This window comes from Streptomyces sp. NPDC047072, from assembly GCF_040643855.1.
GTDB lineage: Bacteria > Actinomycetota > Actinomycetes > Streptomycetales > Streptomycetaceae > Streptomyces.
The window spans coordinates 23766-34651 of the sequence record NZ_JBEYVC010000112.1 but is presented as its reverse complement, the minus strand read 5'-3'; the positions used below and the strand labels follow the sequence as shown (position 1 = coordinate 34651).

Genomic DNA, 10886 nt, shown 5'->3' with positions numbered 1-10886 from the left:
GCCGTGTGCCACCACCGGAGCAGCGGGGCGAGGGCCGCCGAGTGCTCCTCGATCAACTCGGCCGCGCAGTCGTCGGGTTGGTCTCCGGCGTCGTCAAACAGCTGCTGGTCCTGAACACGGCGGCCCCCGGCGGCCCGGTACCGCCCCTGCTCGGCGCCTTCCAGTCACTGCCGGCCCGCACCCAGGGTCTCGTCTGGTACGGCGTTCTCGAGGACGAGCCGGTTCCCGTTACGGCCGCGCTGCTGGGCCTGACCGCCGAGGACGTGACCCACGGCACCGGACAGGCCCTCCAGACGCTGGCCCGGACCTGTCTGAGGTTCCGCCTCGCCGCCTCGGACGACCCCCGCTGCGCGGACTTCCGCCGTCTCGTCGAGGAGGCCGTACGACCGGACAGCCCGCGCGCGAGCGCCGATCTGCACGCCCACATGGTCCACTGCCCGCACTGCGCGACGGCGTACGAGGAGCAGTGCGCCCTACGGGACACCCCGCGCCCGGCGCTGGCGGAGGGGCTGCTGCCGTGGGGCGGGACGGCGTACGCGGCGCGGGCGGAGGCCGAGCCGGAGGCTCCCGAGCCGCAGGTGACCTCGGCGACTTGGACCCGGCCCCGCCGGCTGGTACTGGCCTCCGCGGCGCTCGGCGTGGCCCTCGTCCCGCTGCTACTGTTCCTGCTCTCCCAGGGCGGTTCGCCGTCCGGGGAACCGGAGTCCGCGGGGGCCTCGGTGACGACACCGGCGGAGCCGCCCCCTGTGACGGTGACCGCGACGGCGACGGTGTCACCGACCGGGGTGGTGTCGCCGACGGCCTCGGCGTCGCCCTCCCCCACCCGGAGGAGCCCGTCCCCCACGCCACCGCCCTTCCACCCGCCGGGCGGCGCCTACGCCCAGGTGGTCAACGTCTCCACGGGCCGCTGCCTGGACGTGGCGGGGGCCTTCTCGGAGGGAACGGACGTCGTCACCGCCCCCTGTGCCGCGGACCGCCGGACCCAACGCTGGCGGGTGGACACCGCGCGGGGCGTGCTCCAGTCGTACGCCGACCCCGACTTCTGCCTCGACAGCCGCGGCGACACCGACAAGGGCCTCGGCATCTGGTCCTGCGACTCGGCCGACGGCGACCACGGCGCCAACCTCCGCTTCACCGTGGACCCCGACGGCGTGATCCGCCCGTCCATCGCGATCGAGACAGCCCTGACACCGGACAGCGCCGGGGCCGGGGTGTCGCTGGAACGGCTCAACGGGGGTGCGGGGCAGCGGTGGCGGGCGGGGGCGTCATGACGAGTCCCCCTTCCGACCGTCAGACCACCCGCACGCCCCGCCGCCACACCCCGCTCACCAGCGGCACCCCCGGCCGATAAGCCAGGTGTACGTGGCTGGGGGCGTCCAGCAGGAGTAGGTCGGCTCGGGCGCCCGGGGTCAGGCGGCCGATGTCGGTGCGGCGCAGGGCTGCCGCTCCGCCCGCCGTGGCCGACCAGAGCGCCTCGTCCGGGGTCATCCGCATGTCGCGTACGGCGAGGGCGATGCAGAAGGGGACGGAGGAGGTGAAGGAGGAGCCCGGGTTGCAGTCCGTGGACAGGGCGACCGTGACGCCCGCGTCCAGGAGGCGGCGGGCGTCCGGCCACTCGGCCCGGGTGGAGAACTCGGCGCCGGGGAGCAGGGTGGCGACCGTGTTTCCGGCGGCCAGGGCGTCCACGTCCGCGTCCGTGAGGTGCGTGCAGTGGTCGGCGCTCGCCGCGTCCAGTTCGACGGCCAGCTGGACGCCGGGGCCGTAGGAGAGCTGGTTGGCGTGGATGCGCGGGTGCAGGCCCCTGGCCTTGCCGGCGGCGAGGATCGCGCGGGCCTGGTCGCCGTCGAAGGCGCCCTTCTCGCAGAACACGTCGATCCAACGGGCGTACGGCGCACAGGCGTCGAGCATCTCGCCGGTGACGAGGTCGACGTAGGCCGCCGGGTCCTCGGCGTAGTCGGGCGAGACGATGTGGGCGCCGAGGTAGGTGACCTCGTCGGTGTGGGCGGCGGCGATGCGCAGGGCGCGGGACTCGTCGTGGGTGGTCAGGCCGTAGCCGGACTTGGTCTCGAAGGTCGTGGTGCCCTGGCGGAGGGCCTCGGCCAGGTAGCGGGTGAGGTTCGCCGCCAGCTCCGCGTCGCTCGCCGCCCTCGTCGCCGCGACCGTCGTCCGGATGCCGCCCGCGCTGTACGCCCGCCCCGACATCCGGGCGTTGAACTCCTGCGTGCGGTCGCCCGCGAAGACGAGATGCGAGTGGGAGTCGACGAAGCCCGGGATGACCGCCTTTTTCTGGGCATCGACCCGATTGTCAGTGGCGGGTGCTTTGCTTGATTCACCGGTCCACACGACGCGGTCGCCCTCGATGACGACGGCCGCGTCCTGGATCAGTCCGAGGGGAGAACCGTCACCGAGGGAGGGGTCGTTGGTGACCAGCGTGGCGATGTTGGTGATGAGTGTGCTGCTCATGGCGTCCTTGTCCGCGTCCTTGTCGGGGCTCGGTGCGGCCGTCAGGCGCGCAGGGCTGCTACGGCTGCCGCCAGCGCCCGCGGCACATCCGGTACGAGCGTGTGCGCGCCGTCCCGGACGACGTGCCGGCCGCCCACGACCGTGTGCCGTACGTCCGCTGCCGTCGCCGCGAATACGGCCGTCTCGGCGCCGAGCCTGGGCAGCGGGGCCGCCGTCCTGACCGAGTCGAGCGCGATGGTGGTGAAGTCGGCGAGCGCGCCCGCCTCCAGGACACCGGCGTCCTCCCAGCCGAGGGCGGCGTGGCCGTCGGCCGAGGCCGCGCGCAGGAGTGCCGCCGCCGTCCAGTGACCGCGGGTGCGGGTGCGCAGCCGCTCGTTCAGCTCCATCGCGCGCGCCTCTTCGAGCAGGTCGATGACGGCGTGGCTGTCGGAGCCGAGGGAGAGCGGGGAGCCTGCCCGCTGGAGGGCGACCGCGGGTCCGATGCCGTCGGCCAGGTCGCGTTCGGTGGTGGGGCACATGCAGGTGCCGGTGCCGCTGCCGCCGATCAGGGCGATGTCCTCGTCGGTGAGGTGGGTGTTGTGGACGCCGGTGGTGCGCGGCCCGAGCACCCCGTGGTCGGCGAGCAGCCGGGTGGGCGTGCAGCCGTGGGCCTCCTGGCAGGCGTCGTTCTCGGCGGTCTGCTCGGACAGGTGGACGTGGAGTGGGGCCCGCCGCTCCTCGGCCCAGCGCGCCACGGTCGCCAACTGGGCGGCGGGCACGGCCCGTACGGAGTGGATCGCCGCCCCGATCCGCGCGTGATCCCGTTCCTTGAGAACTGAACAGCGTTCGGCCCAGGCCTCGGCCGTGCCGTCGGAGAAGCGGAGCTGGTGGGTGTCGGGCGCCTGTCCGCTGTGCTTGTTCAGGATGCCGGCGGCGAGGTAGGCGGTGTCCAGGAGGGTGATGCGGATCCCGGCCTCGGCGGCGGCCGCGATGAGGGCCTCGCCCATCGCGTTGGGGTCGGCGTAGGGGGTGCCGCCGGGGGCGTGGTGCACGTAGTGGAACTCACCGACGGCGGTGATGCCGGCGAGGGCCATCTCGGCGTACACGGCCCTGGCGAGGTCGTGGTAGTTGTCCGGGGTCAGCCGGTCGGCGGTGGCGTACATGACCTCGCGCCAGGTCCAGAAGGTGCCGGAGCCGACCTGGACGGTGGAGCGCAGGGCGCGGTGGAAGGCGTGCGAGTGCGCGTTGGCGAGGCCGGGGAGGGTCAGGCCGCGCAGGATCTCGGCGCCGGGGGGTGCGTTCTCGACACCGGTGCGTACGGCGGTGATCCGGCCGTCGGCCACGTCGAGGGCCACGCCCGGCTCGACATAGGTGTCGAGCCAGGCGTGTTCCAGCCAGTACGTCTTGGTGGTCACGTGCAGGCCAGCCCTTCCAGTACGTCGGCGAGTGCGGTCACCCCGGCCACGCAGTCGTCCTCGGCGGCGAACTCCGCCGGGGAGTGCGAGACGCCGGTGGGGTTGCGCACGAACAGCATGGCGGTCGGGACGCTCCCGGAGAGGATCCCGGCGTCGTGTCCGGCCCCGGTACCCAGGACGGGGACCTTCAGCTCGCTGTCCCGGCCCAGGATCCGGGCGAGTTCGTCGCGCAGGGCGTGGTCGAACTCCACGACGGGGGTGAAGGACTCCCGGACCACGTCGAGGTCGACGCCGTGCGCCTCGGCGTAGGCGCGGGCGGCCTTCTCGATGCCGCCGACGACGGTGTCGAGGGTGGCCTGGTCCTCGGCGCGGGAGTCGAGCCAGCCGCGCACCAGGGAGGGGACGGCGTTGACGCCGTTCGGCTCGACCGAGATCTTGCCGAAGGTGGCGACGGCACCGGCGAGTTCGGCCTCGCGGCGGGCGGCGAGGACGGTCTCGGCGTACGACAGCATCGGGTCGCGCCGGTCCACGAGCCGGGTGGTGCCGGCGTGGTTGGCCTCGCCGCGGAAGTCGAACCGCCAGCGTCCGTGCGGCCAGATGGCGCTGGCGACACCGACCCGGTCGCCGCTGAGGTCCAGGGCGCGGCCCTGCTCGACGTGGAGTTCGACGAAGGCGCCGATGCGGGCGAGGCGTTCGGGGTCGGGCCCGATGGCGTCGGGGTCGTACCCGGCGCTCTCCATGGCCCGCGGGAGGGTGACGCCGTCCCCGTCGGTCAGCTTGTGCGCGTTCTTGACGGTGAGCTGTCCGGCGGTGAGCCGTGAGCCGACGCAGGCGAGCCCGAAGCGGGCGCCCTCCTCGTCACCGAAGTTCACGATCGCGAGGGGCTTGGTGAACTCGGCCTGCCGGGAGCGGAGTTCGTCGAGCGCGGCGAACGAGGACACGACCCCGAGCGGCCCGTCGAAGGCCCCGCCGTCCGGCACGGAGTCCAGATGCGACCCGGTGACGACGGCGTCCCCGGCGGCGGGGTCCCCGAGCCAGGCCCACTGGTTCCCGTTCCGGTCGACCTCGTAGACAAGCCCCCGCGCCTCGGCCTGCTCCTTGAACCAGGCCCGGCATTCGAGATCGATCCCGGTCCAGGCGAACCGCCGGTAGCCGTGGGAGTCGGGGTGGCGCCCGATGGGGAGCAGCTCGCGCCACATGGCGTGGAACGAGCCGCCGTTGGAGGTCTGCGTCACGCGTCGTCACCTTCGCGCATCGGCACCCGCACCCCGCGCTCGTCCGCCACCGACTCCGCGATGTCGTAGCCCGCGTCCACGTGCCGGATGACGCCCATGCCGGGGTCGTTGGTGAGCACCCGGCGGACCTTCTCGCCGCCGAGCTTCGTGCCGTCGGCGACCGTGACCTGGCCCGCGTGGATCGACCGGCCCATGCCCACACCGCCGCCGTGGTGCAGGGAGACCCAGGAGGCGCCGGAGGCCACGTTGACCATCGCGTTCAGCAGCGGCCAGTCGGCGATCGCGTCGGACCCGTCGAGCATGGCCTCGGTCTCGCGGTACGGCGAGGCCACCGAACCGGCGTCCAGGTGGTCGCGGCCGATGGCCAGCGGCGCCGCCAACTCCCCTGAGGCCACCATGTCGTTGAAGCGCTCGCCGGCCTTGTCCCGCTCGCCGTAGCCGAGCCAGCAGATGCGGGCGGGCAGGCCCTGGAAGTGGACCCGCTCACCGGCCATCTTGATCCAGCGGGCGAGGGACTCGTTCTCCGGGAAGAGGTCGAGGATCGCCTTGTCGGTCTTGGCGATGTCGGAGGCCTCGCCGGACAGGGCGGCCCAGCGGAAGGGGCCCTTGCCCTCGCAGAACAGGGGCCGGATGTAGGCGGGGACGAAGCCCGGGAAGGCGAAGGCGCGGTCGTACCCGGCGAGTTGGGCCTCGCCGCGGATCGAGTTGCCGTAGTCGAAGACCTCGGCGCCGGCGTCCATGAAGCCGACCATGGCCTCGACGTGCCGGGCCATGGACTCGCGGGCGCGGGTGGTGAAGCCCGCCGGGTCCTTCGCCGCCGCGTCGGCCATGTCCTCGAAGGCCACGCCCACCGGTAGGTACGCCAGCGGGTCGTGGGCGGAGGTCTGGTCGGTGACGATGTCGACGGGGGCGCTCTCGGCGAGCATGCGGGGCAGCAGTTCGGCCGCGTTGCCCAGCAGGCCGATGGAGAGCGGGCGGCGGGCGTCCCGGGCCTCGACCGCGAGCTGGAGGGCGTGCTCCAGGTTGTCGGCCCGCACGTCCAGGTACCGGTGCTCGATCCGGCGCTCGATCGCCCGCGGGTCGCAGTCGATGCAGATCGCGACGCCGTCGTTCATGGTGACGGCGAGCGGTTGGGCGCCGCCCATGCCGCCGAGGCCGGCGGTCAGGGTGATCGTGCCCGCGAGGGTGCCGCCGAACTTCTTGGCGGCGACGGCCGCGAAGGTCTCGTAGGTGCCCTGGAGGATGCCCTGGGTGCCGATGTAGATCCAGGAACCGGCGGTCATCTGGCCGTACATGGTGAGGCCGAGGGCCTCCAGGCGGCGGAACTCCTCCCAGTTGGCCCAGTCGCCGACGAGGTTGGAGTTGGCGATCAGGACGCGCGGGGCCCACTCGTGGGTCTGCATGACACCGACGGGGCGGCCCGACTGGACCAGCATGGTCTCGTCCTGCTTGAGGGTCCGCAGGGTGCGCACCATCGCGTCGAAGGAGCGCCAGTCGCGGGCGGCCTTGCCGGTGCCGCCGTAGACGACGAGCTTGTCGGGGTGTTCGGCGACCTCGGGGTCGAGGTTGTTCTGGAGCATCCGCAGGGCGGCCTCCTGCTGCCATCCCAGGGCGCTCAGTTCCGTACCGCGCGGCGCTCGGACGGGGCGGGGTCCTGACATGGTCTGCCTCCTGGGACTCTGCTGCGGATTGTTGCTGTCGTTATTCACATACTCGCTTCGTGAATAGAACTAGTCAATACGTTCTCGCGTCGTTGTCGGTGGGGAACAGATGTTTCGTTGGACAGGTGAGCACGGACCACGGACGGAGCGGGGACATCGTGAACGCATGGGACGGCGGCGCGGACGAGGCGGCGGGCGACGGGGAGCGGCGGGCCGTCCGCCGGGACGAGGCGGTCCGCGCGGCCGTGGAGCAGGGGCTCCTCGGACCGGACACCCCCATCGTCGGACTGCTCGACGTGACCGGCATCCGGGAGTCGGCGGCGCAGCTGCGGGCGGCCTTCGACGAGGTCACCGCGCCCGGCACCCCGGTGCTGCACGCGTTCGCGGTGAAGGCGACCCCACTGGTGCCGGTGCTGCGGCTGCTGCGCGAGGAGGGCATCGGCGCGGAGGTGGCGAGCCCCGGCGAGCTGGCGCTGGCGCGGGCGGCGGGGCTGCCGCCGGGCCGGACCGTGCTCGACTCGCCCGCGAAGACGCCGGCCGAGCTCAGGGAGGCGCTGGCGCTGGGGATCGCCGTCAACGCGGACAACCCGCAGGAGCTGGACCGCCTGGACGCCCTGATGCGGTCCGCCGTAAGCCGCTCGCCGCTCGGCATCCGCGTCAACCCGCAGATCGGCGGCGGTTCCATCGGGGCGACGTCCACGGCGACGGCGACCTCGAAGTTCGGGGTGGCGCTGCGCGACGAGGGGGCGCGGGAGTGGGTGGTGCGCGCGTACGCCGAGCGCCCCTGGCTGACCCGGCTGCACGCGCACACCGGTTCGCAGGGCATCCCGCTCTCCCTGATGGCGCGGGGCCTCGCGGAGACGTACGCGCTCGCCGAGGAGATCAACCAGCGCATCGGGCGGCCGCAGATCGACACCGTGGACATCGGCGGCGGGCTGCCGGTGAACTACGGCTCGGACGCGATGACACCGACGTACGCCACGTACGCGCGGGCGATGCGGGAGGCGGTGCCGGGGCTGTTCGACGGGCGGTACGGGCTGGTGACCGAGTTCGGGCGGTCGCTTCTGGCCAAGCACGGGACGATCGTGGCGCGGGTGGAGTACGCCAAGAGCGCGGGCGGGCGGCCGGTGGCGGTGACGCACGCGGGCGTGCAGGTGGCGACGCGGACGGTGTACGTGCCCGAGGCGTGGCCGCTCAGGATCGCGGCGTACGACGGCAAGGGGCGCCCGAAGGGCGGGCCCGAGGTGGTCCAGGACGTGGCGGGGCCGGCCTGCTTCTCGGGCGACCTGCTGGCCGAGGGGCGCACCATGCCACTGCTGGAGCAGGGCGACTACGCGGCGGCGCTGGACACGGGCGCGTACTACTTCGCGCACCACTACGCGTACAACTCGCTCGCCCGGCCCGGAATCTACGGCTTCGCCCCGGACGTCGAGCGCGGTGGCACGGCCTTCGCGACGGTGCGCACCCCGCAGACGCTCGCGGAGATCGTGGCCGAATCCGGAGGGGCGCACACCGACGCGCTCACCACCCTGCGCGCACCCGGCCGCCCTTGACGTAGCCCCCTGAAGCGCCCCAGGAAAGGGGGGGAAAACCAGACCAGCCGACCCACCTTAGTCACTCGCCGCATGTTCCACCGGAAAATGCCAGATCCCTCACCCGTCGCGCACACGTTGCGTAGTTTCGGCGTCACTCAGCCGAACCCCAGGCGGGAGGGGAACAACGGTGCCCGGAATCGACGAGTGCTTGCTGGAAGCCATGCGACTGCCCGGTGCGCGGGGCGCCGCGCTGGTCGACTGGACGAGCGGGCTGGCCCTGGGCGCCGTCGGGGAGTCCCCGGGCGGCGACCAGGAGGCGGCGGCCGCGGAGGCCGCGGAGCTGGCCCGGATGGCCGCCGAACAGCGAGCGTTCAGCCCGGACGGGCCGGAGGGGCGCGCCGGGACCGGCGCGCTCGACCCGTTCACCGGTTCCGACGACCCGCCCGGCGAGGCGGCCCCCGCGCCGCCTGATCCGCCGGTCGAGGACCTGATCATCAGCAACCGGGACAGCTACCACGTCCTCAGGTTCGTGCCGACGTCCTTCGACAGCAGCGTGTTCCTGCACCTGTGGCTGGCCCGCGCGGAGGGCAACCTCGCGCTGGCCCGCATCCGGCTCGGCGAGATGGCCGGACGGCTGGTGCTCGGATGACGGCCGTACGGACCACCGCGGCCACCCCGCCGCCCCGGCTGCCCGTCCGGGACAAGACGGGCGCCCTCGGCCGCGGCTGGGGCGGGGTCTCGCCGATGCTGAACCGGCTCGCCGCCGAGCGGGCCACCGGCGTCCTGGTGCGCGAGCGCGGCACCCTGCATCTGGCCGACGGCCAGGTGGTGCACGTCGAGAGCCCGGTCGCGCCCGCCGCCGACGTCCTGCTCACCGCCCACGGCGCACCGGCGGCCGCGGCCTGGCGGCGGGTGCAGACCGAGGCCGCCGAGAACGCCGCGACCGGCGAGAGCGGCGGCCGGCACCGCGCGGCCCACCACTTGGTGCCGGGCCCCGGCCTGACCCCGGGCGCGCTGGAGGTGTGCCGGCTGACCGCGCTGTACGACGCGGCGTACTTCGCGCTCGCCCCGAGCGGCGCGCCCGGCCGTTTCCGCTACGGCGCCGAGGAGGGGCCGGCGGCCCCGGAGGTGCGCACCCTGCGGCCGGTTCCGGTGGCCGCCCTGGAGCGCGAGACGCTGCGCCGGCGCGATCTGCTGCACCGCATCTGGCCCGACGCGACACCGGACGAGGCGCCGCTGGTCCGGGAGTACCATCCCGCGCCCCCGCTGCTCCCGGCCCGCTGCCGGGCGGTGCTGGCCCGGGTGGACGGTGTGCGCACCGCCTCCGAGATCGCCCGTGAGCTGGGCCGCCCGGCCTTCCACACGCTGGTGGACGTACGGCGGCTGGTGGCGGCCGGGGTCGTCGCGCCGTGCCCGCCCGCGGCCCCCGGGATGCCGTCGGGGCCGTCTGGACCGTCGGGGCCGTCGGGGCCGTCGGTGCCCGAGGACGTCGACGTCCGCGTCGATCCCCACATCACCTTGCTGAAGAGGCTCAGGGATGCGCTGGAGGCCCTTTGAGCGGCAGCGGCCCCGCGCCGAGAGGAGAGACCTGATGGCAGCGGCGGAGGAGGGGATCCTGGAGGAACTGCGCCGGCTCAGAGCACGCGTGCCGCAGCTCACGGGCGCGCTCGCGGCCGGCCTCGACGGTCTCGTCCTCGCCCAGGACACCCCGGGCGTCGACCCGGAGGTGGTGGCCGCGCTCGCCGAGGCCACCCGCTCGCTCGCCGCGCAGCTGGCCGACGCGACCGGCCAGGGCGACTTCCGCGAACTGCTGGTGCGCGGGGTCTACGGCTACGTCGCCGCGTACGCGGCGGGCACCGGCGCCGTCGTCACGCTGCTCGCCCAGGACCGCGTCAACGTCGGCCGGCTCCATCTGGAGGGCCGCCGGGCGGGCGTGCGGATCGGCGAACTCGTCGACGCGAAGGGCGAAGCCGCCCGGGCCGCCGGAGCCGCCAGGACCGCCGATGCCCCCGGTGCCGCCAAGGCGGCCGGAGCCGCCGAAGCCGCCCGCTCCGGGGCCGCCGCGAAGGCCCCCAAGCCCGCCCCGCCACCGCCCCGCACCCGAACCACCCGCGCATCCCGGGCCAAGCCCGCGGACTCCCGCGCCACGACCACCGCACCGACGGTGGCCCGCACCACCACCGAAAGTTGAGAGAACCGAGGAGACACAGTCATGGCCAACACCGAAACCGCTCTGAAGGAGGCGCTCGCCTCCATCGAGGGCGCCACCGGAGTCGCGCTCGTCGACTACACCAGCGGCATGGCGCTGGGCACGATGGGCGGCAGCAAGGGCTTCGACCTGAACGTGGCCGCAGCCGGCAACACCGACGTGGTCCGCGCGAAGATGCGCACGATGGAACACCTCGGGCTCAAGGGCCAGATCGAGGACATCCTGATCAGCCTGTCCGACCAGTACCACCTGATCCGCCTGATCAGCGGACGCGGCGGCAACGGGCTCTTCCTCTACCTGGTCCTGGACGCCAAGCGCTCCAACCTGGCGATGGCCCGCCACCAGCTGCGGCAGATCGAGAACGACCTGGAGGTGTGATCCGCTAACGG

10 protein-coding genes are annotated in these 10886 nt (G+C 73.7%); 6 read left to right on the top strand and 4 right to left on the bottom strand.

What is annotated here, in order from left to right; genetic code table 11:
• The coding region (locus ABZ896_RS35085; protein ID WP_360938041.1) for an RICIN domain-containing protein at positions 1-1271 on the top strand (1271 nt) is incomplete at its 5' end.
• A 19-nt stretch (positions 1272-1290) separates the two neighbouring features.
• On the opposite strand, the gene hutI is transcribed toward ABZ896_RS35085, so the two are convergent.
• Genes hutI through hutU form a run of 4 tightly spaced genes read right to left on the bottom strand, consistent with a single transcriptional unit; the run spans position 1291 to position 6753 of the window.
• On the bottom strand, positions 1291-2463 hold the full coding sequence (gene hutI / locus ABZ896_RS35080) for an imidazolonepropionase (RefSeq protein WP_360938038.1): 1173 nt from the start codon (positions 2461-2463) through the stop codon (positions 1291-1293).
• Positions 2464-2504: 41 nt separating this feature from the next.
• Positions 2505-3857, bottom strand: a complete 1353-nt coding sequence (locus ABZ896_RS35075; RefSeq protein WP_360938035.1) for a formimidoylglutamate deiminase — start codon at positions 3855-3857, stop codon at positions 2505-2507.
• Positions 3854-5056: an allantoate amidohydrolase gene (locus ABZ896_RS35070; RefSeq protein ID WP_360938050.1), complete on the bottom strand. Its 1203-nt coding sequence runs from the start codon at positions 5054-5056 to the stop codon at positions 3854-3856. Before ABZ896_RS35070 ends, ABZ896_RS35075 begins: the two co-directional genes overlap by 4 nt.
• Before the next feature lie 32 nt (positions 5057-5088).
• Positions 5089-6753, bottom strand: a complete 1665-nt coding sequence (hutU, locus tag ABZ896_RS35065) for a urocanate hydratase (protein ID WP_360938032.1) — start codon at positions 6751-6753, stop codon at positions 5089-5091.
• A 158-nt stretch (positions 6754-6911) separates the two neighbouring features.
• Here hutU and ABZ896_RS35060 point away from each other — a divergent pair, with 158 nt between their 5' ends.
• The 5 genes from ABZ896_RS35060 (at position 6912) to ABZ896_RS35040 (ending at position 10875) form a co-directional block, all read left to right on the top strand.
• Positions 6912-8306, top strand: coding sequence for a diaminopimelate decarboxylase (locus ABZ896_RS35060; RefSeq protein ID WP_360938029.1), 1395 nt, complete (start codon positions 6912-6914; stop codon positions 8304-8306).
• A gap of 169 nt (positions 8307-8475) precedes the next feature.
• Positions 8476-8937, top strand: coding sequence for a hypothetical protein (locus tag ABZ896_RS35055; RefSeq protein WP_360938026.1), 462 nt, complete (start codon positions 8476-8478; stop codon positions 8935-8937).
• Positions 8934-9845 (top strand): hypothetical protein, encoded by a 912-nt coding sequence (locus tag ABZ896_RS35050; RefSeq protein WP_360938023.1) that lies wholly within the window; start codon positions 8934-8936, stop codon positions 9843-9845. The genes ABZ896_RS35055 and ABZ896_RS35050 overlap by 4 nt, the downstream gene beginning before the upstream one ends.
• Positions 9846-9879: 34 nt before the next feature.
• Complete coding sequence (locus ABZ896_RS35045; RefSeq protein ID WP_360938021.1) at positions 9880-10479, top strand: roadblock/LC7 domain-containing protein; 600 nt, start codon at positions 9880-9882, stop codon at positions 10477-10479.
• A gap of 21 nt (positions 10480-10500) precedes the next feature.
• Positions 10501-10875 (top strand): hypothetical protein, encoded by a 375-nt coding sequence (locus ABZ896_RS35040; RefSeq protein ID WP_360938018.1) that lies wholly within the window; start codon positions 10501-10503, stop codon positions 10873-10875.
• The last annotated feature ends 11 nt before the right edge of the window (positions 10876-10886 follow it).

Bases quoted from the DNA above. Each gene is read 5' to 3' on its own strand.
- ABZ896_RS35040 (WP_360938018.1), top strand. From the start codon at position 10,501: ATGGCCAACACCGAAACCGCTCTGAAGGAGGCGCTCGCCTCCATCGAG.
- ABZ896_RS35045 (WP_360938021.1), top strand. From the start codon at position 9,880: ATGGCAGCGGCGGAGGAGGGGATCCTGGAGGAACTGCGCCGGCTCAGA.
- ABZ896_RS35070 (WP_360938050.1), bottom strand. From the start codon at position 5,056: ATGTGGCGCGAGCTGCTCCCCATCGGGCGCCACCCCGACTCCCACGGC.
- hutU (WP_360938032.1), bottom strand. From the start codon at position 6,753: ATGTCAGGACCCCGCCCCGTCCGAGCGCCGCGCGGTACGGAACTGAGC.
- hutI (WP_360938038.1), bottom strand. From the start codon at position 2,463: ATGAGCAGCACACTCATCACCAACATCGCCACGCTGGTCACCAACGAC.
- ABZ896_RS35050 (WP_360938023.1), top strand. From the start codon at position 8,934: ATGACGGCCGTACGGACCACCGCGGCCACCCCGCCGCCCCGGCTGCCC.